Source organism: Desulfoferula mesophila (assembly GCF_037076455.1).
Taxonomy (GTDB): Bacteria; Desulfobacterota; Desulfarculia; order Desulfarculales; family Desulfarculaceae; genus Desulfoferula; species Desulfoferula mesophila.
In genome coordinates, this window is the sequence record NZ_AP028679.1 from 3,582,153 (window position 1) to 3,604,663 (window position 22,511).

General features: G+C 68.9%; 24 protein-coding genes. 18 read left to right on the plus strand and 6 right to left on the minus strand.

Going from position 1 to position 22,511, the window contains the following annotated elements; all coding sequences use genetic code 11:
• The first annotated feature begins 36 nt into the window (after positions 1 to 36).
• From AACH32_RS16395 to coaD, 3 genes are read left to right on the plus strand one after another with little or no spacing between them, the layout of a single operon-like run.
• Positions 37 to 1,056, plus strand: a complete 1,020-nt coding sequence (locus AACH32_RS16395) for an aspartate-semialdehyde dehydrogenase (RefSeq protein WP_338601827.1) — start codon at positions 37 to 39, stop codon at positions 1,054 to 1,056.
• Positions 1,057 to 1,073: 17 nt separating this feature from the next.
• Entirely contained in the window at positions 1,074 to 1,646 is a 573-nt protein-coding gene (rsmD, locus tag AACH32_RS16400) for a 16S rRNA (guanine(966)-N(2))-methyltransferase RsmD (protein ID WP_338601829.1), read from the plus strand.
• Positions 1,643 to 2,146 (plus strand): pantetheine-phosphate adenylyltransferase, encoded by a 504-nt coding sequence (coaD, locus tag AACH32_RS16405; RefSeq protein WP_338601832.1) that lies wholly within the window; start codon positions 1,643 to 1,645, stop codon positions 2,144 to 2,146. Before rsmD ends, coaD begins: the two co-directional genes overlap by 4 nt.
• Here the strand turns inward: coaD and amrA are convergent.
• The 4 genes from amrA to AACH32_RS16425 are packed head-to-tail and all read right to left on the minus strand — an operon-like array spanning position 2,143 to position 4,011.
• Complete coding sequence (gene amrA / locus AACH32_RS16410; RefSeq protein ID WP_338601835.1) at positions 2,143 to 2,706, minus strand: AmmeMemoRadiSam system protein A; 564 nt, start codon at positions 2,704 to 2,706, stop codon at positions 2,143 to 2,145. The two genes, coaD and amrA, sit on opposite strands and share 4 nt — an antisense overlap.
• A 2-nt stretch (positions 2,707 to 2,708) precedes the next feature.
• A complete protein-coding gene (locus AACH32_RS16415) occupies positions 2,709 to 3,161 on the minus strand; it encodes an NUDIX hydrolase (RefSeq protein WP_338601837.1) in 453 nt (150 codons plus the stop codon).
• Positions 3,158 to 3,556: a hypothetical protein gene (locus tag AACH32_RS16420; protein WP_338601839.1), complete on the minus strand. Its 399-nt coding sequence runs from the start codon at positions 3,554 to 3,556 to the stop codon at positions 3,158 to 3,160. The genes AACH32_RS16415 and AACH32_RS16420 overlap by 4 nt, the downstream gene beginning before the upstream one ends.
• 5 nt (positions 3,557 to 3,561) lie before the next feature.
• Positions 3,562 to 4,011, minus strand: coding sequence for an MOSC domain-containing protein (locus AACH32_RS16425; protein WP_338601842.1), 450 nt, complete (start codon positions 4,009 to 4,011; stop codon positions 3,562 to 3,564).
• A 31-nt stretch (positions 4,012 to 4,042) separates the two neighbouring features.
• On the opposite strand from AACH32_RS16425, the gene tilS reads away from it, so the two are divergent.
• From tilS to AACH32_RS16475, 10 genes are all read left to right on the plus strand, one after another.
• Entirely contained in the window at positions 4,043 to 5,422 is a 1,380-nt protein-coding gene (gene tilS / locus AACH32_RS16430) for a tRNA lysidine(34) synthetase TilS (RefSeq protein WP_338601844.1), read from the plus strand.
• 73 nt (positions 5,423 to 5,495) lie between these two features.
• Positions 5,496 to 7,391, plus strand: coding sequence for an ATP-dependent zinc metalloprotease FtsH (gene ftsH, locus AACH32_RS16435; protein WP_338601846.1), 1,896 nt, complete (start codon positions 5,496 to 5,498; stop codon positions 7,389 to 7,391).
• Positions 7,372 to 8,250, plus strand: coding sequence for a dihydropteroate synthase (folP, locus tag AACH32_RS16440; RefSeq protein WP_338601849.1), 879 nt, complete (start codon positions 7,372 to 7,374; stop codon positions 8,248 to 8,250). Before ftsH ends, folP begins: the two co-directional genes overlap by 20 nt.
• Entirely contained in the window at positions 8,243 to 9,049 is an 807-nt protein-coding gene (gene cdaA, locus AACH32_RS16445; protein WP_338601852.1) for a diadenylate cyclase CdaA, read from the plus strand. The genes folP and cdaA overlap by 8 nt, the downstream gene beginning before the upstream one ends.
• Entirely contained in the window at positions 9,042 to 9,854 is an 813-nt protein-coding gene (locus AACH32_RS16450) for a CdaR family protein (protein WP_338601854.1), read from the plus strand. Before cdaA ends, AACH32_RS16450 begins: the two co-directional genes overlap by 8 nt.
• A gap of 22 nt (positions 9,855 to 9,876) precedes the next feature.
• Positions 9,877 to 11,247 (plus strand): phosphoglucosamine mutase, encoded by a 1,371-nt coding sequence (gene glmM / locus AACH32_RS16455; protein ID WP_338601856.1) that lies wholly within the window; start codon positions 9,877 to 9,879, stop codon positions 11,245 to 11,247.
• A 3-nt stretch (positions 11,248 to 11,250) separates the two neighbouring features.
• The gene (locus AACH32_RS16460) at positions 11,251 to 12,018 is read left to right on the plus strand and encodes a type III pantothenate kinase (RefSeq protein ID WP_338601859.1); all 768 of its coding nucleotides are present in this window, start codon (positions 11,251 to 11,253) and stop codon (positions 12,016 to 12,018) included.
• On the plus strand, positions 12,015 to 12,920 hold the full coding sequence (locus tag AACH32_RS16465) for a S66 peptidase family protein (protein WP_338601861.1): 906 nt from the start codon (positions 12,015 to 12,017) through the stop codon (positions 12,918 to 12,920). The genes AACH32_RS16460 and AACH32_RS16465 overlap by 4 nt, the downstream gene beginning before the upstream one ends.
• Positions 12,913 to 13,944 carry a serine hydrolase domain-containing protein gene (locus AACH32_RS16470; protein ID WP_338601863.1) on the plus strand — a complete coding sequence of 344 codons (1,032 nt, stop codon included), beginning with the start codon at positions 12,913 to 12,915 and terminating at the stop codon, positions 13,942 to 13,944. Before AACH32_RS16465 ends, AACH32_RS16470 begins: the two co-directional genes overlap by 8 nt.
• Positions 13,941 to 15,407: a UDP-N-acetylmuramate--L-alanine ligase gene (locus AACH32_RS16475; protein WP_338601865.1), complete on the plus strand. Its 1,467-nt coding sequence runs from the start codon at positions 13,941 to 13,943 to the stop codon at positions 15,405 to 15,407. The genes AACH32_RS16470 and AACH32_RS16475 overlap by 4 nt, the downstream gene beginning before the upstream one ends.
• 79 nt (positions 15,408 to 15,486) lie before the next feature.
• Here the strand turns inward: AACH32_RS16475 and nagZ are convergent, their stop codons facing one another.
• Positions 15,487 to 16,539, minus strand: a complete 1,053-nt coding sequence (nagZ, locus tag AACH32_RS16480; protein ID WP_338601867.1) for a beta-N-acetylhexosaminidase — start codon at positions 16,537 to 16,539, stop codon at positions 15,487 to 15,489.
• Positions 16,536 to 17,375 (minus strand): hypothetical protein, encoded by an 840-nt coding sequence (locus AACH32_RS16485; protein WP_338601869.1) that lies wholly within the window; start codon positions 17,373 to 17,375, stop codon positions 16,536 to 16,538. Before AACH32_RS16485 ends, nagZ begins: the two co-directional genes overlap by 4 nt.
• A 124-nt stretch (positions 17,376 to 17,499) precedes the next feature.
• Here AACH32_RS16485 and AACH32_RS16490 point away from each other — a divergent pair, with 124 nt between their 5' ends.
• The 5 genes from AACH32_RS16490 to AACH32_RS16510 all read left to right on the plus strand — a co-directional run bounded on the left by AACH32_RS16490 (position 17,500) and on the right by AACH32_RS16510 (position 22,425).
• The gene (locus tag AACH32_RS16490) at positions 17,500 to 18,444 is read left to right on the plus strand and encodes an NDP-sugar synthase (protein WP_338601872.1); all 945 of its coding nucleotides are present in this window, start codon (positions 17,500 to 17,502) and stop codon (positions 18,442 to 18,444) included.
• On the plus strand, positions 18,437 to 19,498 hold the full coding sequence (locus tag AACH32_RS16495; RefSeq protein ID WP_338601874.1) for an aminoglycoside phosphotransferase family protein: 1,062 nt from the start codon (positions 18,437 to 18,439) through the stop codon (positions 19,496 to 19,498). The genes AACH32_RS16490 and AACH32_RS16495 overlap by 8 nt, the downstream gene beginning before the upstream one ends.
• Positions 19,498 to 20,844, plus strand: coding sequence for a ribosome biogenesis GTPase Der (gene der / locus AACH32_RS16500; protein WP_338601877.1), 1,347 nt, complete (start codon positions 19,498 to 19,500; stop codon positions 20,842 to 20,844). The genes AACH32_RS16495 and der overlap by 1 nt, the downstream gene beginning before the upstream one ends.
• Positions 20,845 to 20,911: 67 nt before the next feature.
• The gene (locus AACH32_RS16505) at positions 20,912 to 21,490 is read left to right on the plus strand and encodes a D-sedoheptulose-7-phosphate isomerase (protein ID WP_338601880.1); all 579 of its coding nucleotides are present in this window, start codon (positions 20,912 to 20,914) and stop codon (positions 21,488 to 21,490) included.
• The gene (locus tag AACH32_RS16510) at positions 21,487 to 22,425 is read left to right on the plus strand and encodes a hypothetical protein (protein ID WP_338601882.1); all 939 of its coding nucleotides are present in this window, start codon (positions 21,487 to 21,489) and stop codon (positions 22,423 to 22,425) included. The genes AACH32_RS16505 and AACH32_RS16510 overlap by 4 nt, the downstream gene beginning before the upstream one ends.
• Positions 22,426 to 22,511: the final 86 nt, after the last annotated feature.

The following is a 22,511-nucleotide window of genomic DNA, read 5'->3' on the forward strand; positions in this document are numbered from 1 at the left end:
ACCTTGGAGCAGAGACCAGAAAGAAGAGAAGGAACCATGAGCAAGCTTTACAAAGTCGCGGTGTGCGGGGCCACTGGTGCCGTGGGCAACCAGATGATCCAGTGCCTCGAAGAAAGAGACTTTCCAGTGGGCGAGCTGCGCCTGTTGGCCTCCGAGCGCTCCAAGGGCAAGAAACTCACTTACAAGGGCGAAGAGATCCCCGTGCAGGTGCTGGACGAGAACTCCTTCGAGGGCATCGAGATCGCCCTGTTCAGCGCCGGGGCCTCCACCAGCAAGAACTTCGCGCCGGTGGCCGCCAAGGCGGGCGCGGTGGTGGTGGACAACTCCTCCTGCTGGCGCATGGACCCCCTGGTGCCGTTGGTGGTGCCCGAGGTGAACCCCAAGGCCATCGCGGGCTACACCACCAAGGGAATCATCGCCAACCCCAACTGCTCCACCATCCAGATGGTGGTGGTGCTCCAGCCCATCCATGAGCTGGCGGGGATCGAGCGCATCGTGGTGAGCACCTATCAGGCGGTGAGCGGCACCGGCCAGAAGGCCATCGTCGAGCTGGAAGGCCAGCTCAAGGCCCTGCACGAGGGGCGCCAGCCCGAAGCCAAGGTGTATCCCAAGCAGATCGCCTGGAACCTTCTGCCCCACATCGACGTGTTCCAGGACAACGGCTACACCAAGGAAGAGATGAAGATGGTGCTGGAGACCCAGAAGATCATGGGCGATGACAGCATCAAGGTCAGCGCCACCTGCGTGCGCGTGCCGGTGCGCTACGGTCACTCCGAGACGGTGAACATCGCCACCAAGAAGAAGGTGAGCGTAGACGAGGTGCGCGCCGCGTTGGCCAAGGCCCCCGGCGTGAAGGTGGTGGACGACCCGGCCAACCTGGTCTACCCCACCCCCCTGGAGGCGGCGGGCCAGGATCTGACCTACGTGGGCCGCATCCGCGAGGACATCAGCCAGGACAAGGGCATCGACCTGTGGCTGGTGGCCGACAACATCCGCAAGGGCGCGGCCACCAACGCGGTGCAGATCGCCGAGATCCTGGCGACGGATTACCTGTAGGGACAAGGCCCGGCGTTTTGCTCAAGATCACCGGCGGGCGCCTGCGGGGGCGGGCGCTCAAGACGCCGCCCGGCTTGGGCACCCGGCCCACCGGGGCCAAGATGCGCCAGGCGTTGTTCAACATATTGGGCCCCAGGGTTGAGGGCAGCCGGGTGGCCGACCTATACGCAGGCAGCGGGGCCCTGGGCCTGGAAGCCCTCAGCCGGGGGGCGGCCTCGGTTTGCTTCGTGGAAAGCAGCCGCCCAGTGGCCAAGCTGATCCAGGCCAACCTGGACGCCCTGGGCCTGGCCCAGGCGGGCCGAGTGCACGCGGCCGGGCTGCCGGCCGCCGTGGAGGCGCTCAAAGCCGCCGCTCCCTTTGACCTGGTGCTGGCCGACCCGCCCTACGGCAAGGGCCAGGTGGCCCGCCTGGTGGAGCTGGCCGCCCAGGGGTGGCTCCTGGCCGCCGACGGGCTGTTGTTAATCGAGCACTCGCCCCAGGAGGCCCCCCAGGCCCCCGTGGGCCTGGAAATAGTCGATCACCGCCGCTACGGACAGAGCGAACTGAGTTTTTTGGCCTCAAGCAGCGATTCCAGAGGGGACGGCACATGAAAACCGCTATCTATCCCGGCTCTTTCGATCCCATCACCAACGGGCATTTGTCCATCTTGCATCGCGGCTTGGAGATATTCGACCAGGTGGTGGTGGCGGTGGCGGTCAACCCGGAAAAGAGCGGCCTGTTCCCCATCCCCGAGCGGGTGGAGATGATCCAGGAGGTCATCGGCGACATCCCGGGGGCCTCGGTGGATACCTTCGACGGCCTGTTGGTGGATTACGTGCTGGCCAGCGGCACCAACGTGGTCCTGCGCGGGCTCCGGGCCTTGTCGGACTTCGAGTTCGAGTTCCAGATGGCCCTGATGAACCGCAAGCTGAGCCGCGACGTGCAGTCGGTGTTTTTGATGACCGACTACAAGTGGTTCTACGTCAGCTCCACCATCATCAAGGAAGCGGCCGCCCTGGGCGGGGACATCAACGGGCTGGTGCCCTCCACCGTCTCGCAACGGCTCAAGGATAAGTTCGCGGCCAAAAAGGCCCAGGCCGCCAAGAGCTAGCCCTCCGGCTTTTCCCCGAAAATCTGCGCCGAGAAGATGAGGATCTCGGTGTCCGGATCGCGCCAGCAGCCCGGCCGCAGGCCCGCCTTTACGCAGGTCTGATCCAGGAAGGCGTCGCGGTCCCAGCCGTATTCCGTGGCCACCTGGGGCAGGAGCACCCCCCGGCCCCGGGGGCTGATGATGTAGATGCCGTGGGTGCCCACCTGAATCTCGCTCACGTCCTCGATGCGCTTTAGCGGACTGAGCACGCTGATCTCCAGGTCCACCTGGTCCAACTCGTCGCCGCTCAGGGGCGGGAAGCGGGGGTCCTGGCTGGCCGCGGCCACGGCCATGTCCTCGATCAACTCGGTGAGGGGCTCGTCGGAGATGAAGTTGCCGATGCAGCCGCGCAGGCGGCCGCGCTTGTGCAGGGTGACGAAAGCTCCCCGCTTGATCTCCGGTCCGGGCAGCTGCCCTTGGTCGGGGGCCTCGGCCTCGCGGCCCACCAGGCGGGCGATGCGCCCCCGAGCCAGCTTCAACAGGCCGTTCTGCTCCCGGGGGCTCAGTCCTTGCTCGCTCATGGTCATACTCCCCGCTTTTGCACCGGCGCGCCGGGACGCGTTCCCGCGCGCCACTGCAGGTAATGCTGCAAGATCAGCTCATGGTCGAAACAAAGGGGCCGGGGCAGCTCCTCAAGCCCAAAGGCCTGGGCCGCCGCCGCGTCGTCGCCCCCCTTGGGCTCGCCCGTGGCCCGGCCCAGGAAAACCACCGAGAGGTTGTGCTGCCTGGGGTCGCGCTCGGGCTCGGAATAGGCCCCCAGCACGGCCACCAACTCCACCGCCAGGCCGGTCTCCTCGGCCGCTTCGCGCACCGCGGCCCGCTCCAGGCTCTCGCCGTAGTCCACGAACCCGCCGGGCAGGGCCCAGCCCAGGGGCGGGTTGGCCCGGCGCACCAGCACGATGGGCCGACCGGGGCGCAGGAGCTCTATGACCACGTCCACCGTGGGATAGGGGTTGCGCGGATGGGCGGCGCTCATGGCTTGGGTTCCCGCTTGTCGGCCGGGTCGTGGCGGCGCAGGTAATGCTCGCAGCGCCCCCGGCAATGAGGCAACAGCAGCAGGCACGACACCAAGTGCTGGTGGCGGCACAGGGGCCCCACCGCCGCCTTGGGCACGTAGCGGGGGCAGGACAGGCGGGTGATCTGCTCCAGGTTCTTCTGGATGACGTGGCGCCGGGCCACCTCGCGGTCGCCCTCGTCGGCCAGGTTCTTCAGGCGGTCCAGGCGGTCCATGGTGGCCGCCCCCACCTTGCGCCGCTGCTCCAACAGGGTGCAGCGGGCGGCCTGGGAAGCTTCCGGGCTGACCGTGCGGGTGCAGCGCCCGCGGGTGAAGTAGGCGCAGTTTTGCCCACCCAGGCGCTGCAGCTCGGCCACCGCCTTTAGCCCCCCGCTTCGCCCATACGGCTCACCGGGTCGCCGGAGCGCACCTCGCCGGGGTTGAGCACCCGGACGAAGATGCCCTGGCGGGGCATGATGCAGTCGCCCACCAGCTTGCGGATTTCGCACCCCGCGTGGCACTCCTTGCCGATCTGGGTGACCTCCACCTCCACCTCGCCCAGCTTCAGGCGGGTGCCGATGGGCAGGGTGTGCAACTCGATGCCCTGGGTGGTGATGTTTTCGGCGAAGTCGCCCGGGTTCACGTCGGCCCCCTTGGCGCGCATGAAATCTATGGATTCCATGGCCAATAGCGAGAGCTGGCGATGCCAGGGGCCGGAATGGGCGTCGCCCACCAGCCCCACGTCCGGCTCCAGGCAACCCGAGGGTACGGGCTTTTTGACCACGCCTTTGGTAGAACTTATATTAACGGAAACTATTTTGGGCTGATTCATGGCCTCTTACCGTAAAAAGAATTGCTCAGATTTGAGCTTATCTCCGCCCTTGGAGCACGTCAAGGCCGCGGTCCCTGTCTTGGGGGGCCCCTGGCCCGGGCCGGGCGTGGTGCTGGCCGCGGTCAGCGGCGGCTCGGATTCGGTGGCCCTGGCCCGCCTGCTGGCCCTGGCCGCCCCGGAGCGCGGCTGGCGGCTGGCCCTAGGCCACGTGGACCACGGCCTGCGGCCGGATTCGGCCGAGGACGCCCGCTTCGTGGCCGAGTTGGCCGGGGAGCTGGGGGCGGCCTATTTTTGCCGCAAAGTCACGTTGGCTCCCCGGGGCCGCTCCCTGGAAGAGGCGGCCCGGGAGGCGCGGCGCGAGGCCCTCGTGGACATGGCCGCCCAGAGCGGCGCCCGGGCCGTCGCCCTGGGCCATACCCTGGGCGACCAGGCCGAGACGGTGCTCATGCGCCTGTTGGGCGGCAGCGGCCCCTCGGGCCTGGCGGCCATGCGCCCCTGGGACGAACCCTGGTGGCGGCCCCTGCTGGCCCTGGGCCGCGAGGAATTGCGCGCCTGGTTACGGACTGGCAGCCACCTCTGGCGGGAGGATCCCACCAACCAAAGCCCGCAATTTTTGCGCAACCGGGTGCGCCACCGCCTCCTCCCCCTGGCCGAAGAGCTGGTCAATCCCCGGGCCTCGGAGGCCCTGGCCCGTTTGGCCGCCCTGTCCGCCGACGAGGAAGACCTGTGGGAAAGTTGGTGCGCCGAGCAGGAAGGCCAAGTACTGCGCCGCCAGGGCACCAGCCTGCTGTTGGAGGCCGGGGCCCTGGCCGCCATGCACCCGGCCCGCCAACGCCGCCTGCTGCGCCACGCCATGAAGCGCCTCACCGGTCAGGGGCAGCACCTGCTGGCCCCGCACGTGGAGCAGCTGTTGGAGCTGCTGGCCGGAAGCGCGGGCCGCAAGCTGACCCTGCCGGGCGGGCTCATGGCCTGGCGCGAGGCCGCGGCCCTGCGCCTGGACCGGGCCGACCCGCCCCCCTGCCCCGCCCTGCTCATCCAGGGCCCGGCCACGGTGGAACTACCCCACCTGGGGGCCCGCCTGCGTTTGGAGCTGGTGCACGACAAACCGCCGCTCACGGGCCGGGGGGCCTCGGCCTGCCTGCCCGCCCAGGCGGTGCGCTGGCCCCTGGAACTGCGCCCGCCCCGGCCCGGCGAACGCTTCCACCCCCTTGGCGCGCCGGGGGGCAAACGGCTCAGCCGTATACTCATCGACCGCAAGATCCCGCTTTGGTGGCGGGCCCGCACCCTTATCCTGGCCGACCGGGAAGGCCCCTGGTGGGCCGCTCCCTGGGCCGTGGCGGAGCGGGCGCGCCTAAAAGGCACTGAAAGCGCCTATTTGAGGCTCAGTTTCGTTGACACCCCCCAGGGCTGACAATATACTATGAATTTTAATCATTAAGGGCGCTTCGAGCGCCGGGCCCCCGGGCGCCGCTGGAGATAGTCTGTTGAATCCCTTATACAAAAACTTGGCCCTCTGGCTGGTCATCAGCCTGATGATGGTCCTGTTGTTCAACTTCTTCAATCGCCCGGAAACGGGCAGCGAAAAACTGCCCTATTCCGACTTTTTGACGGCGGTGGAAAAGGGCCAGATAAGCAGCGTGGAAATTCAGGGCCAAGAGGTGCGCGGCTGGGCCAGCGACGGCAAGCGCTTCCGCACCTTCGCCCCGGAAGACCCCAAGCTCATCAGCGAGCTCAGGGCCAAGGACGTGAAGATCACGGTGAAGCCCGAAGACGATTCGCCCTGGTACATGTCCATGCTGGTCTCCTGGTTCCCCATGCTCCTGTTGATCGGCGTGTGGATATTCTTCATGCGCCAGATGCAGACGGGCGGGGGCAAGGCCATGAGCTTCGGCAAGAGCCGGGCCCGCTTGCAGACCGAACCCCAGGGCCGGCGCATCACCTTTGAGGACGTGGCCGGGGTGGAAGAGGCCAAGGAAGAGCTCACCGAGATCATCGAGTTTTTGCGCGAGCCCAAGAAGTTCACCCGCCTGGGCGGGCGCATCCCCAAGGGCGTGCTGTTGGTGGGCGGGCCGGGCACCGGCAAGACCCTCATGGCCCGGGCCATCGCCGGGGAGGCCGGGGTCCCCTTTTTCTCCATCAGCGGCTCGGACTTCGTGGAGATGTTCGTGGGCGTGGGCGCCTCGCGGGTGCGCGACCTGTTCACCCAGGGCAAGAAAAACGCCCCCTGCATCATCTTCATCGACGAGATCGACGCGGTGGGCCGTCACCGCGGCGCGGGCCTGGGCGGCGGGCACGACGAGCGCGAGCAGACCCTGAACCAGCTTTTGGTGGAGATGGACGGCTTCGAGTCCAACGAGGGGGTCATCCTCATCGCGGCCACCAACCGCCCCGACGTGCTGGACCCGGCCCTGTTGCGGCCCGGCCGTTTCGACCGCCAGGTAGTGGTGCCCACCCCCGACGTCAAGGGCCGCGAGGCCATCCTCAGGGTGCACACCCGGCGCACCCCCCTGTCGCCGGACGTAGAACTTTCGGTGCTGGCCCGGGGCACCCCCGGCTTCTCCGGGGCCGATCTGGAAAACATGGTCAACGAGGCCGCCCTGCTCGCCGCCCGCGACGACAAAAACCGCATCGACATGATCGACTTCGAGCGGGCCAAGGACAAGGTGATGATGGGCGCCGAGCGGCGCAGCCTCATCCTCAGCGAGGAAGAAAAGCGCACCACCGCCTATCACGAGGCGGGTCACGCCCTGGTGGCGGTGCTTACTCCTGGCACCGACCCGGTGCACAAGGTAACCATCATCCCCCGGGGACGGGCCCTGGGCCTCACCCAGCAGCTCCCGGTGGACGAGCGCCACACCTATTCCCGCGACTACCTCATCAACAACCTGGCGGTGCTCTTGGGCGGCCGCTCGGCCGAGGAGTTGGTGCTGGAGACCTTTACCACCGGCGCGGGCAACGACCTGGAGCGGGCCACCGAGTTGGCCCGCAAGATGGTGTGCGAGTGGGGCATGAGCGAGGTGATGGGCCCGCTGACCTTCGGCAAGCGCGAGGAGCAGATCTTCCTGGGGCGCGAGATCAGCCAGCACCGGGACTACTCCGAGGAGACCGCCCAGGCCATCGACCACGAGGTCAAGCGCCTGGTCACCGGAGCCCACGACACGGCCACGGGGCTTTTGCGGGATCACCTGGACGTGCTGCACAACCTGGCCGGCGCCCTCTTGGTGGAAGAGACCCTGGACGCCGAGGCGGTGTTGGCCATATTGGCCGGCAAGCCCCGCCCCCGGGCCCCCCAGCCCCAGGAGCCGCAGGCCGAGGCGGGCGAAGAGGCGCCAGTTGCAACCGTTCCGCCGGAGGCGGACGATGACCAGGCCGGTGTCTAAGCGAAACCGCGCCATAACCTTGCCCGACGGCGGCCTGGATTTGGGGCCGCGCACCCTGATTATGGGGGTGATCAACGTCACCCCCGACTCCTTCAGCGACGGCGGACAGTTCTATCAAGACGCCCAGGCCGTGGAGCACGGCTTGGCCTTGGCCGAGGCCGGGGCCGACATCCTGGACGTGGGGGGGGAAACCACCCGGCCGGGCAGCCGCCCCACCGGCGCCTCCGAGGAAATGGACCGGGTGCTGCCGGTGATCGAGGCCCTGTCGCGCCACTGTTCGGCGGTCATCAGCGTGGACACCTACAAGGCCGAGGTGGCCCGGGCGGCGCTCACGGCCGGGGCCAACATCATCAACGACGTCACCGCCCTGGGTGGCGACCCCGCCATGGCCGACCTGGCGGCCGAGAGCCGGGCCGGGCTGGTGCTCATGCACATGCAAGGCGAGCCCCGCACCATGCAGAACAACCCGGTCTACCAAGACGTGGTGGCCGAGGTGCGCGAGTTTTTGGCTCAGCGGGCCGGGCTGGCCCTGGAGGCGGGGGTGGCCCCGGAGGCCATCATCCTGGATCCGGGCATCGGCTTCGGCAAGACCCTGGAGCACAACCTGGCCCTAATCCGCAACCTCCAGGCCCTGACCGAGTTGGGCTACCCGGTGTTGTTGGGGGCCAGCCGCAAGAAATTCATCGGCACCCTGACCGGGCGCGATATCCCCGGCGAACGGCTGTGGGGTTCCGTGGGCGTGCACATCCTGGGCGCGGCCCTGGGGGCGGACATCGTCAGGGTGCACGACGTGGCCCCCCTCAAGGAGGCCTTGGCGGTTTGCGACGCGGTAATGGCGCAGGAGCCTTACCATGACTGATTTTCTGGCCCCCTTTTACCAGCTGCGCTGGCTGGACCTGGTGGACATCGGCCTGGTGGCCTTTGTCATCTACAAGGTCATCCTGCTGGTCAAGGGGACCCGGGCCATGCAGATGCTGGCCGGGCTGGGGGTGGTGCTCCTGACCATGGTGGCGGCCCGCTGGCTGCACCTGGTGACCATCCATTGGATCATCCAGTCCTTCCTGGCTTCCCTGATCCTGGTGATCATCATCCTGTTCCAAAGCGACATACGTAAAGCCCTGGCCCGCATGGGCCGCGGCCCCCTGCTGGCCGCCGGCCACGAGCAAAAGACCGCCACCCTGGAGGAGGTGGCCCGCACCGCCGTGGCCCTGGCTTCGCGCATGACCGGGGCCCTCATCGTGCTGGAGCGGCGCATCGGCCTGGCCGACTACGTGGACACCGGGGTGCGCCTGGAAGCCAGGGTAAGCCGCGAGCTCTTGATGACCATTTTCCAGGTGACCACCCCCCTGCACGACGGGGCGGTGATCATCAGCGAGGACCGCATCATCGCCGCCCGCTGCGTGCTGCCCCTGTCCACCAGCTCCGACGGCAGCCGCCAGGTGGGCACCCGCCATTTGGCGGCCATGGGCCTCACCGAGGAGACCGACGCGGTGGCCGTGGTGGTCAGCGAGGAGCGGGGCCGGGTGAGCCTGGCGGTGGGCGGCAAGCTCACCCAGAACCTGGACGCGGTGGCCCTGAACAACCAGTTGGCCGAGTTGTTCCAGTTGAAGGCCAAAACACCCCGCCGCCTCTGGGGCAAAGAGCGCGGCAATGCTTAAGTTCATCACCAACAACTGGAAGCTCAAGCTCATCTCCCTGGGCATCGCCGTGGCCCTGTGGAGCTTCGTGGTGGGCCAGGAAAGCGCCGAGATCACCGTGCGCATGCCGGTGGTCATGACTGGATTGCCCGCGGACATGGTGGTGGCCAACCAGGTGGCCAACGAGGTGGAGCTCAGGCTCTACGGCCCCCAGAGCCTGGTGCGCCAGGCGGCCAACCGGCCGGCGGCCAAACAGCTCAACCTGGCGGGCATGGGCACCGGGGAGCATATCTTCCAGGTGCTGCCCGAGGAGCTCAACCTGCCTCCGGGGACGGAGGTGCTGCGCATCAGCCCCGCCCGGCTCAAGGTTGTCCTGGCCAAGCGCTTCAGCCGCACGGCCGCGGTCCGCCCGGTGATCAAGGGCAATCCCGAGCATGGCTTCGAGGTGGCCGAGGTGACCTTCGCCCCGCCCGAGGTAACGGTCAGCGGCATCAAGCAGGAGATAACCGACCTGGATTGGATCTGGACCGTGCCCCTGGAGGTGACCGGCCTGACCAAGACCACCACCCTCAAGGCCAACCTGCGGCCCCCGGACGGCCGGTCCATACGTCTGAGCCCGACCACGGTGCAGGCTACGATAACCATCAGGCCACGCCCGGCCAAGGTTCCGGCCCCGGCCAAGGCGCCGGCTCCCGAGACCAAGGCGGCCCCCGAAACGCCCCCCGCGCCCGAGACGCCGGGGCCGTCCAAGGCGCCCCAAGCCCCGGAAACGCCCGAGGCTTCCCAGGCGCCCCCCGCGCCGGCGGCCGGCACCACTGGTCCGTAAATTCAACCAGCCAGGAGGCAAGGTGGAGCGCAAGATATTCGGCACCGATGGAGTGCGCGGGGTGGCCAACCAGCCGCCCATGACCGTGGAGATGGCCGTGGCCATCGGCCAGGGCGTGGCGGCGGTGATCACCCACGGAGACCAGCGGCGCAAGGTGGTGTTGGGCAAGGACACCCGCCTGTCGGGCTACATGTTTGAAAACGCCCTGGTGGCCGGGCTTTGCTCCATGGGCCGCGACGTGTTGGTGGTGGGCCCCCTGCCCACCCCGGCCCTTGCCTTTATCACCCGCAACATGCGCTGCGCCGCGGGCATAGTCATCAGCGCCAGCCACAACCCCTATCAGGACAACGGCATCAAGGTCTTCGGCCCCGACGGCTTCAAGCTGCCCGACGCGGTGGAGGCGGACATCGAAAACTACGTGCAGGACGTTTTGTCCTGCGGCGGCGGATACTCCGGCCCCGTGCCCGGGCGCGTGGGGCGGGCCCGGCGCATCGACGACGCCCCCGGCCGCTATATCGTTTTTCTCAAGAACTCCTTCCCGGCGGAACACACCCTGGACGGGCTGACCATAGCCATGGACTGCGCCCACGGCGCCACCTATCGGGTGGCCCCGGCGGTGTTCTCCGAGCTGGGGGCCGAGGTGGCGGTGATGGGCGTCAAGCCCGACGGCACCAACATCAACGACGGGGTGGGAGCCCTGCACCCCGAGGGCCTGGCCCGGCTGGTGGCCGAGAGCAAAGCCGATCTGGGCCTGGCCTTCGACGGCGACGGCGACCGGCTGATAATGGTGGACGAAACCGGCGAAGTGGTGGACGGGGACCAGATCATGGCCCTGTGCGCCGACCACCTCATGTCCATCGGCCGTCTGAACCACGCCACCCTGGTGGCCACGGTGATGTCCAACCTGGGCCTGGAGCTATGCCTACGGGAGCGGGGCATCCGCATGCTGCGCACCAAGGTGGGCGATCGTTATGTGGTGGAAGCCATGCGCCAGGGAGGCTACAATCTGGGCGGCGAGCAGAGCGGGCACATCGTTTTTCTGGACCACAACACCACCGGCGACGGCATCGCCAGCGCCCTGCAGGTGCTCAGCGTGATGGTCCAGACCGGCAAGAAGCTCAGCGAGCTCAAGGCCATCATGACCCGCCTGCCCCAGGTGCTTATCAACGTGCCGGTGTCGCGCAAGCCGCCCATCGCCGAGATGCCCCGCCTGGTAAAGGCCATGCAGGCCCAGGAAGAGCGCCTGGGCGACGAGGGACGGCTCCTGCTGCGTTATTCTGGCACTGAATCCAAGTTGCGGATCATGGTGGAGGCCTCCGATTCCGACCTGATGGATCAGGTGGCCGGCGAGCTGAAACAGGTGGTGCTTAAAGAGTTGGGATCGGAGGGCTAGCTGATGCTGTTGGCCATTGACGTGGGCAACACCAACACGGTGATGGGCGTATTCAGCGACGATCGCCTGGTGGCCGATTGGCGCATACGCACCGAGCGCGAATGCACCCGCGACGAGCTGGGGGTGCTGTTCAGCAATCTGTTCGCGGCCAGCCCGGTGCCCATGGGCAGCATCGAGGGAGTGATCATCTCCACGGTGGTGCCGCCGTTGACCAGCACCTACGAGGGCTTCTGCCACCGCTACTTCGGCATATCCCCCTTGCTGGTGGGTCCGGGCATCAAGACCGGCATGCCCATCCTCTACGACAACCCCCGCGAGGTGGGGGCCGACCGCATCGTCAACGCGGTGGGGGCCTACGAGCAGAGCAAGGGCGACCTGATCGTGGTGGACTTCGGCACGGCCACCACCTTCGACTGCATCAGCGCCGCCGGCGAGTACCTGGGCGGGGCCATCGCCCCGGGGGTGATGATCTCCTGCGAGGCCCTGTTCCAACGGGCCAGCAAGCTGCCCCGGGTGGAGATTTTCGCCCGGCCCAAGGCGGTGGTGGCCAAGGACACCATCAGTTCCATGAACGCGGGCATCATCTACGGCTACGCCGGCCTGGTGGACGGCCTGGTCAACGCCATCAACGCCGAGCGCGGGGTGGTGAGCAAGGTGATGGCCACCGGCGGCCTGGCCAAGGTGATCGCCGAGCACTCGTCTTGTATCGATTCCGTGGACGAACTGCTCACCCTCAAGGGCCTGCGAATCCTCTACCTGCGTAACCAATGATGGCCGCGCTCTCGCCCCGCTGGCCCGCCCCCGGCCTTCCCCTGGCCGTGGTCGCTCCGGCCGGGCGGGTGGCTCCCGACGCCCTGGAAGCGGGTCTGGCCGCCCTGGCCGAATTGGCCCCGGGCTGCCGGGTGGATTGCCCCCCGGCCGTAACGGCTTCCCTGGACTACCTGGCCGGGCCGGACGAAGAGCGCGCCGCCAACTTGAACGAGTTGATGCGAGACTCCAGCCTGGGGGCGGTGATCGCCGCGCGGGGCGGCTTCGGCTGCCTGCGCCTGTTGCCCCTTTTGGACTTGGCCGCCCTGGCCCGAAGCAAGACCTGCCTCATCGGTTTTTCCGACCTCACCGCCCTCCTGAACCCCCTGGCCGCCCTGGGGCTCGTAACCCTGCACGGGCCGGTGGTGACCCAAATCCCCCGCCTGGATCAGGCCAGCCGGGCCGACCTGGCCGCCTTGTTGGCGGGACGCCGCCCCTGGCCCGCCGCCCTGAACGGCCGGGGCCTGACCGGCGGCCGGGCCACGGGACCTCTGATGGGCGGCAACCTCACCACCCTGTGCAGCCTTTTGGGCACCCCCTGGTTCCCGGAGCTCACCGGCGCGGTGCTCATCCTGGAGGACAGTGGAGAGGCCCCCTACCGCTTGGACCGGCTCATCAGCCAGCTGGAATTCAGCGGAGCCCTGGCCCAGGTGGCCGGGGTGGCGGTGGGCCGCCTCGGCGACCAGGGGAGCGACCCACCGGGGGCGGCCCCGGCCCTGACCCGGCGCCTGGAGGGCCTGGGCAAGCCGGTGGTGATGGGCCTGCCCTTTGGCCACGGCGCGGCCAACCGCCTGTTGCCCCTGGGGGCCCTGGCCGAGTTGGACGGCGGGGCCGGCACCCTGAGCGTGGGGCTGAACCTTGCCTGAGCGGGAACTGCGGCAAGCCCTGGCCAAAGGCGTGGCCGGGGGCGCGGCCACGGCGGCGGTGCTTTTGTTGTGGGCGGACGACGAGGCGGTTTTTTTGGAGGCGGCGGGGGCGGCCGAGCCGGACACCGTCTTCGACCTGGCCTCGCTGACCAAGCCCCTGGCCGGCGCGCCCCTGGCCCTGGAGCTGGAGCGGCGCGGGACCCTGGGCTGGGACCAGGGCCTCTACGACCTGTGGGGCCAGGCGGTGCCCGAGGAAAAAGACGACATCACCGTGGAGCGCCTGCTAACCCACGCGGGCGGCTTCCCGGCCTATCAGCCCTATTTCCAGGCCCTGGAGCAGCAGCCGCCCGAGCTGCGCCGGGCCCTGTTGCGCTCCATGCTCATGAACGAGCCCCTGATCCACGCCCCTGGCAGCCGGGCCCTGTACAGCGACCTGGGCTATCTCACCCTGGGCCTCTTGCTGGAACAGGGCTTCGCCCAGGGCCTGGACGAGTCCCTGGCCGAGCTGTACGCCCGCCTGGGGGTGGCGGGCCCGCGCTACCTGCCCCTGGACCGCCCGCCCGCCTGGCCCTTGGAGCGCATCGCCCCCTGCGGCCCCCTGCCGGGTCGGCCGGAGATCCACGGCCAGGTGGAGGACGAGAACTGCTACGCCCTGGGCGGGTTGGCGGCCCATGCCGGGCTCTTCGGCAGCGCGTCCATGGTGGCCACGGTTATGGACGCCCTGTGCCGCGACCCGGAGGCGGCCTGTTTGTTCGAGCGCGACGCGGCCACCCCCGGCTCGGGCCGCACCCCCGGCTTCGACACCCCCGGCGGCCCGGACTCCCTGGCCGGGGACAACGCCCCCGCGGGCACGGTGGGCCATCTGGGTTTCACCGGTTGCTCCCTGTGGTGGCATCCGGCCAGCAACCGGGGAGTGGTGCTTCTGACCAACCGGGTGGCCCTGGGCCGGGGCAACGACCGCCTCAACCCGCTGCGCCGCGAACTGCACCATCTGGCCTGGCAACTATTGGGAGAAGCCTCGTGAAGCTGGACCCGGCCCTGAACCAAGCCCCGCCCCATCCTAAGAGCGTCTATCTCATGGGCATCGGAGGGGTGGCCATGGGAGCCCTGGCCGGAGGCCTGGCCGCCCAGGGCCTGGAGGTGCGCGGCTCGGACCGCCCCCTGTACCCGCCCATGAGCACCTTCCTGGCCCAGCGCGGCATCCCCGTGGCCTCGGGCTACGACCCGGCCAACCTGGACCCCGTGCCCGAGGTGGTGATCGTGGGCAACGTGATCCGGGCCGACAACCCCGAGGTGGAACGTTTGGCGGCCCTGGGCCTGCCCTACCTCTCCCTGCCCCAGGCCCTGGCCCAGTGGTTCATCCGCGACCGGCTCTCCCTGGTGGCCGCCGGCACCCACGGCAAGACCACCACCACCGCCCTGTTGGCCAGCGCCCTTTTGCGGGCGGGCCTGGACCCCGGCTTCATGGTGGGGGGCCTCATGAACGAAGGCGGGCAGAACTTCCGCGACGGGGCGGGCCCCCACTTCGCGGTGGAGGGCGACGAGTACGACACCGCCTTTTTCGACAAGCGTCCCAAGTTCGTGCACTACCGCCCCAAGGTGGCCATCCTCTCCAGCCTGGAGTTCGACCACGGGGACATCTACGCCGACCTGGACGCGGTGCGCGCCGCGTTTGACCTGCTGGTGGAGCGCATCCCAGCCGAAGGCACCCTGGTGGCCTGGGGCGAAAGCGGCGATGTGATGGCCCGGGCGGCCCGGGCCGCCTGCCGGGTACAGACCTACGGGGTGGGGCCGGGCTGGGACTGGAGCCTGCTGGGCACCGAACCCGCCCCCGGCGGCGGGGCGGCCCTGCGCCTGAAGGGCCCCAACGGCTGGGAGTTGAACTTCACCTCCCCCCTGGCCGGGGAGCACAACGCCCTCAACGTGGCCGCCGCGGTGGCCGCGCTCAGCGCCGGGGGGCTGGAGCCCGCGGTGGCGGCGGGGCTCATGGCCGGTTTCGGGGGAGTGCAGCGCCGCCAGCAGGTGCGCGGCGCGGCGGACGGCGTGGTGGTGGTGGACGACTTCGCCCATCACCCCACCGCGGTGCGCGAGACCACCAAGGCGGTGGCCCGCTTCGGCCTGCCCGGCTGGACGCCGGGCCAAGGCCGCCTGGTGGCGGTGTTCGAGCCGCGCACCAACACCAGCAAGACCAGCCGCTTCCAGGCCGACTACGCCCAGGCCTTTGACGCCGCGGACCTGGTGCTTTTGCGTGAGCCGCCGGGGGTGGAGGATCTGCCGCCCGAGCAGCGCTTTTCCAGCGCCCGCCTGGCAGACGAGCTGGCCGCGCGGGGGGTGACGGCCCGGGCCTATGCGGACAGCGACGCCCTGCTGGCTGCGCTGGTCGAGGCCCTGGTGCCTGGCGACCTGTGCCTGGTAATGTCCAACGGCGGCTTCGACAACCTGCACCAGCGCCTGCTGACGGCCCTGGAAGGGCGGGAGCAAGCCTAGCCCGGACCGCCGGCGCTCTCTGGCGGGGATGAACCCCGCCCCTACGCGCGATCGCGGTTTTTACCTGATGATTCGATGCCTAGGCCCGCTGGTTGGCCGCCAGTTCGGCTTGCAGCACGCTCATATCCGGGGGCAAAAACTCCAAAGGCTGCTTGCTCTGCACGATGCGCCGGGCGCGCTCGGCCACCAGGGCCGGGTCCAGTTCCCCGGCCATGACCAGGTCGGTGAGGCGCTCCAAGGCGGCCAGGGCCAGCTCCGGGCGGTGGCACATCAGCAGCACGTCGCTGCCCGCCAGATAGGCCTCCACCGCCGCCTCCTCTGGGGCCATCTGCCCCACCACCGCGCCCATCTCCAGGTCGTCGCTCATGATCAGGCCGTCGTAGCCCAACTCGCCGCGCAGCAGATCCTGGATCACCGCGGGCGACAGCGAGGCCGGGCGATCCGGGTCCAGGGCGGCGTACACCGCGTGGCAGATCATCACCCCGGCCACCCCGGCCCGGGCCGCGGCCCGGAAGGGGGGTAGCTCCACCGCCTCCAGCTCGGCGCGGGAAAGGTTGACGGTGGGGCGCTCCTTGTGGGTGTCGGCGGTGGTGCGCCCCAGGCCGGGGAAATGCTTGGCGCAGGCCAGGCACCCCGCCTCTTGCATGCCCCGGATAAAAGCCGCGCCCAACCGGCCCACCAGCGCCGGGTCCGCGCCCAGGCTGCGCCGGGCCATGATGCCGCCCTCCATCGCGTGCACGTCCATGACCGGAGCCAGGTCCCAGTTGAAACCGGCGGCCAGGGCCTCGCGCCCCAGCTTGGCCCCGTGGGCCATGAGGGCCTCATCATCGGCCCCGCCCAGCTCGGCCAGGTCCGGGCCATCGGTGAAAGGCGCGTGCAGACGGGCCACGCTGCCGCCCTCCTGGTCCACCATGACCCACAGGGGCGGACGCTCGGCGTTGGCCGCCGCCCGGCGCAGGTCGTAGTTGAGCTGCCAAACCTGGGCCGGAGACTCCACGTTGCGGGCGAAAAGGATCACCCCGCCCAGGCCCTGTTCGGCCGCCAGGGCCAGCTCATCCGGGCCCGCCTCAAGCCCCGGCAGCCCCACCACCATGGACTGGGCCAGGCTGTTGCGCACCGCGCGTCGGTTCATGGCTTGACCCCCTCGCCTTCCGGCGGCTTTTTCGCCTCTTTGGTCTCCTGGCCATCCTTGGCCGGAGCGGCTTTTCGCGGGCCCCAGTTGCTGTCTTGCTTGAGAATCGGATCGCCGGAGGCGTTGCGCACGTCGCCCTTGAACTCGACCCTGAACACCAAATTGTGCCGCACCTTGGCGGTGGCCAGCAGGGCCAGGGGTATGCGCCAGGTAACCTTTCCCTGGTCGGCGATGACCTGGGGGGTGACCAGGCGCCCGCCGATGTTGAGCTTCCACACGTCGATGATCTTGCCGGGCACCTGCCAGCCCACGGTGATGAAGCGCCCGGCCATGCCGGCGGTGAGCAGCTGGTTGGCCCGGGCGGTGTCCGGGTCCAGGGGCTGGGCCGGAGCGGGGGTTTGGTCCTTGAAGTGGTCCCGCTCGGTGCCCAAGACCTGGTCACGGTCCGGGTGATCGCCCTCCAGGCTGCGCAGCCAGCCGGTCAGGCGGTAGGTGTCCACGCGCATCCCCAGCAGGCCCTTGTCTATGCGCTCCAGGGAGAAGCGCATGCGCGCGGCGTGCACTTTGCTCAACTCGGAGAACTCCGCCGTCTGCTCGAACTCCACCAGACCGCCCAGCTCCTGGCGCTGCACGGGGGTCTCGGGCGAGACAATCTCCTTGAATTCGCTCTGTTGGTATTGGCCGATCAAGGGGGCGGGCAACTCCACAAAGGCCCGCAGGGTGCCCGAGCCGTCGGGCTTGAGGACTAGGTTGAGCCCGCAGTCGAAGCAGCCGGGCAAAAGCAGGCACAGGCCCAAGAGGGCCACGAGGGGGAGATGTCTGGAGTAAAGGCGCAAGGCTCTGCCTCCTGCTGGTGTATCTTGAGACTTACCCGGACGACCCCTCCCGGTCAAGGCCTGGTTTGAGGCGGGAAGGCCGCTGTGCTAATCTTCAGCCATCGTTAACCCGTTGGAGTAGGCCATGCGGGCCATGATTCTCGCCGCCGGTTTCGGCACCAGGCTGCGCCCCCTCACCGACAAGCGACCCAAGTGCCTGATGCCGGTGATGAACCGGCCCTTGTTGGGGCTGTGGCTGGGCCGCCTGGCTTCTTGGGGCGTCCAGCGGGCGGTGGTGAACACCCACTACCTGGCCGACCAGGTGCACCACTACCTGCGGGAACAACCGCCGGAGGCGATGGAGGTGGCCATCAGCCACGAGCCCGAGATATTGGGCACCGGCGGCGGTTTGGTGGCCGCGCGGGGTCTCTTGGGGCCCGAGCCCTTTTTGCTGGTCAATTCCGATGTCTTGGCCACGGCCCCGGCGCCGGAGCTCATGCAGACACTCAACGACGAGGGCGCGGTGGCGGTGCTGGGTCTGGTGGACGAGCCCCGCTTCAACACCGTGGCCCTGGACCAGGCGGGCCGCATCCTGGGCTTCCAGGGCCAGGAGGGGCTCTCTCCCGCCCGCTGGCTCACCTACAGCGGCCTGGCCGCCCTGAGCCCGCGCCTGCTGGACTATCTGCCCTCCTCGGGCCGCTCCTCCCTGGTGGAGGGCCTGCGGGCGGCCATCGCCGGGGGTGAAAAGGTTTTGGGCCGGCCCTTGGAAGGGTTCTGGGACGACCTGGGCACCCCGGAACGACTTATAATGCTGCACCGCCTCTTGGCTCACAACCCTCCCCCGGGCCTCAGGGGCCTCTCCCCGGAGGGGCCGGTGCTGCTGGGACCGGGGGCCCGCCTGGAAAACGGAGTTCAGGTCAAGGGTTTCGCGGTGTTGGGCGCCGGCGCGGTGGCCGAGGCGGGGTCGTTTTTGCACGAAACGGTGCTGTTGCCCGGCGCCCGGGTGAGCGCCGGGGCCAGGGTGGAGCGGGCGGTGCTGGGAGACGGATTCGTGGCCAGGGGACGCATACAAGGCGGGGCCCATGCCTGAGCGGGATTTGACGGCGGAGCTGGCGGCCTGGGCCCAGGAGGCCTGGCCCGGAGAGCGGCCAGCCAATATAGAGGTAGAGCCGCTTTTCGCCGACGGCAGCCTGCGCTCCTTCGTGCGCCTGCGGGGCGGCGTGCGCTCGCTGGTGGCCATGGCCAACCCGGTGAACCAGGCGGAAAACCGCTCCTGGGAATACCTGGCCCACCATCTGGGCCGCCTGGGCCTGCCCGTGGCGCGGGTCTTGGCGGCGGACCAGGCAAGCGGGCGCTTCCTCATGGAAGACCTGGGCCAGGGCTCGCTCATGGAGGCGGTGGCCGCGGCGGGCAAGGACCAGGAGGTAGTGGCCGAGCTCTACCGCCCAGTGCTGGCCATGCTGGCCCGCCTGCTGACCCCCCAGGCCATGGGACTGAACGTGGAGCTGTGCTACGACGGCCCGGAACTGACCCCCCGGGTGTTGCGCGAGCAGGAGGCGAACTACTTCCTGCGTGAGCTGGTGCTGGGCGCGGCGGGCTGGCAGCCCGAAGAGCTGCCCCCGGAGCTGGAGGATGAGCTGGAGGTGCTTTGCCGCCTGGCCGGAGAGGCCCGGCCCCGGGCCCTGGTGCACCGCGATTTCCAGAGCCGCAACGTAGTATATTATCGGGGGCGCTACGGTCTGGTGGATTTTCAGGGGGCGCGCCTGGGCCCGGCCCAGTATGATTTGGCCTCCCTGCTGCACGATCCCTATGTGCAACTTCCCTGGAGCCTGCGCCAGCGGCTCTTGGAGGAGTTCTTGGCCCTGGCCGCCGCGCAAGGGGCGTTCAATCAGGGTGAATTCCAGGCCGGTTGGGCTCCGGTGAGCGCCAGCCGCCTGATGCAGGCCCTGGGGGCCTTCGCCTTTCTCACCCGCAAGCGCAACCGCCCCCAGTTCGCGCCTTCGGCGGCCCCGGCCCTGGCCAGCCTGGGCCGGGTCATGCAAGACCCGACCATGGCCGGTTTCGTGGGCCTGCGCCAGGTGGTGGAGCAGACCCCGGAGCGCCTGGGGCCGCACAGTTTTGATTTTTTAGGAGAGCTGCACTAATGACGCCCATAGTGGCCATAGTGGGCCGGCCCAACGTGGGCAAGTCCACCCTGTTCAACCGCCTGACCCGCACCCGCCAGGCCCTGGTGGACGACCTGCCGGGCGTGACCCGGGACCGTCTCTACGGCCGGGCCAAGATCGAGGGCCGGGAGGTGACCCTGGTGGACACCGGCGGCTTCGATCCCCCGGCGGATCAGGCCTTTGCCGCCGAGGTGCACGCCCAGATCCAGATGGCCCTGGACGAGGCCGACGTCATCTTGTGCCTGGCCGACGGCCGGGCGGGCCTCACCCCCCAGGACCAGGAGGTGGCTCGCCACCTGCGGCGCACCGCGACCAAGCCGGTGGTGTGGGCGGTGAACAAGGTGGACGGCCCCAACCTGGAAGACGCGGCCGCCGAGTTCTATTCCCTGGGGGTGGAGCACCTGTTCTTCATCAGCGCGGCCCATGCCCGGGGAGTGCCCGACCTGCTGGAGGCCCTGGCCGAGCTACTGCCCCCCGAGGGCGAGGACGAGGCGGCCCAGGACCTGGGCGAGGTGCGCCTGGCCCTTTTGGGGCGGCCCAACGTGGGCAAGTCCAGCCTCATAAACCGCCTCACCGGCCAGGAACGGGTGGTGGTCTCCGACGTGCCGGGCACCACCCGCGACGCGGTGGACACCCCCCTGGAGGTGGATGGCAAGCGCTATTTGCTCATCGACACCGCGGGCATCCGCCGCCAGGGCCGGGTGAACCGGGGCCTGGAAAAGGCCGGGGTGTTCCGCAGCCTTCGGGCGGTGGAGCGGGCCCACGTGGGCGCGGTACTGGTGGACGCCAGCGAGGGCATCACCGACCAGGACCTGCGCCTGTCCGGGCACGTCCTGGACAGCCACCGGGCCCTGATCATGGTGGTGAACAAGTGGGACCTGTTGGCCGGCGACGAGTACCGCCAAAAGATCCTGCTCCATGAGCTGGAAATGGCCCGGCGCTTCGCCCCCTGGACCCCCTTGCTGTTCATGAGCGCCAAGACCGGCCAGGGGGTGAAAAAGCTTTTGCCCACCGTGGACCAGCTTTTCGCGGAATACAACCAGCGCCTCAACACCGGCCAGCTCAACCAGGCCTTGAGCCAGATAACCGAGCACCATCCCCCGCCCCTGGTAAAGAACAAGCGGCTCAAGATTTACTACGGCTCCCAGGTGGCCAGCCGCCCGCCCACCGTGGTGCTCAAGGTCAACGACCCCAGCCGGGTGCATTTTTCCTACCGCCGCTACCTTACCAACGAGCTGCGCCGGGCCCTGGGGCTGACCATCGCGCCCCTGCGCCTGATTTTCCGGGGCAAGCAAGAGGGCAAGGGCCGCAAGCGCCGGCCTTGACAAGCGGGGGCCGCCCCGATAATTTAACCTTTTCGCAGCCTGTTAAGTCTTTTGGAGCGCTGGTAAAATGCGAAACATAGCCGAAGCCGCCCTGAAACAGGCCATCGAGGTGCACCAGGAGTTTTTGGGCTCGGGTCTGGATCAGGCCGTGGCCGCCGCCCAGCTCATCTCCCGCTGTTTGGCCGGGGGCGGCAAGCTCATGTCCATGGGCAATGGCGGCTCGGCCGCCGACGCCCAACACCTGGCCGCCGAGTTGGTCAACCGCTTCATGATGGAGCGTCCCGGTCTGCCCGCCCTGGCCCTGACCACCGACACCAGCGTGCTCACCTCGGTGGCCAACGACTACGACTATAAAGAGATATTCTCCAAGCAGATAAAAGCCCTGGCCAGCGAGGGCGACGTGGTGCTGGGCCTGTCCACCTCCGGGCGCAGCCCCAACGTGCTGGCCGGGCTGGGCGCGGCCCGTCAACGGGGCCTGGCCACGGTGGGGCTCACCGGACGCCACGGCGAGGCCATGGAGCCCCTGTGCGACGTGCTGATACAGGTGCCCAGCGAGCTGACCCCGCGCATCCAGGAAATTCACGCCTTTTGCGTCCACCTGATCTGCGAGCTAGTGGACCTCACCCTATTCGGGCGTAGCCAATGAGTCAAAAGCCCATAGACCTCAGCAAGTTAAAGCTGTCGGACCTGGATCTGCGGCCCTCCAAGGTGGCCGCCGCCATGCTGGGCAAGCCCTGGCAGCCGGGCGGAAGCTTCCGGCAGTTCATCGAATCCCTGCCCCAGGTGTTGTCCGCCGACGACCTCAGGGCCGCGGCCGGGGCCATCGTGGCCGCCCGCCGGGCCGGGCGCCCGGTGATGCTGGGCATGGGCGCCCACGTCATCAAGGTGGGCCTGAGCCCCCTGATCATCGACGCCATGGAGCAGGGCATCCTCACCGGCCTGGCCTTCAACGGGGCCGGAGTGATCCACGACACCGAGATGGCCCTGGCCGGGCGCACCAGCGAGGACGTGGCCGAGGCCCTGGCCGACGGCAGCTTCGGCACTGCCCGCCAGACCGGGGAGTTCATCAACGCCGCGGTGGCCGCCGACCCCGAGGCCGGCCTGGGCCGGGCCGTGGGCCGGGCCATCCTGGAGGCCGCCCCCGCCTGCGTGCAGGTGTCGCTGTTGGCCGCGGCGGCCCGCCTGGGCCTGCCGGCCACGGTGCACGTGTCCATCGGGGCGGACATCATCCACATGCATCCCAGCTTTGACGGCGCGGCCACCGGCCGGGCCAGCCACGTGGACTTCCGCCTGTTCACAGCCCAGGTGGGCGAACTCAAGGGCGGGGTGTACGTCAACCTGGGTTCGGCGGTGGTGTTGCCCGAGGTGTTTTTGAAGGCGCTGAGCGCGGCGCGCAACCTGGGCCACGAGGCCAAGGACTTCACCACGGTGAACATGGACATGCTGCGCCACTACCGCCCCATGACCAACGTGGTCACCCGCCCGGTGCTCACCGGGGGGCGGGGTATCAACATCACCGGCCACCACGAAATCAACCTGCCCCTCCTGCTGGCCATGGTCAAGGAGGCGTTGGCCGTCTGAGGCTTGCCTGGGCGGGGCGGGCATACTATCTTGAGAATATAAAGCCCGTACTACCAACCAAGCCAAGGCGGTCCCGCCGCCGGGGA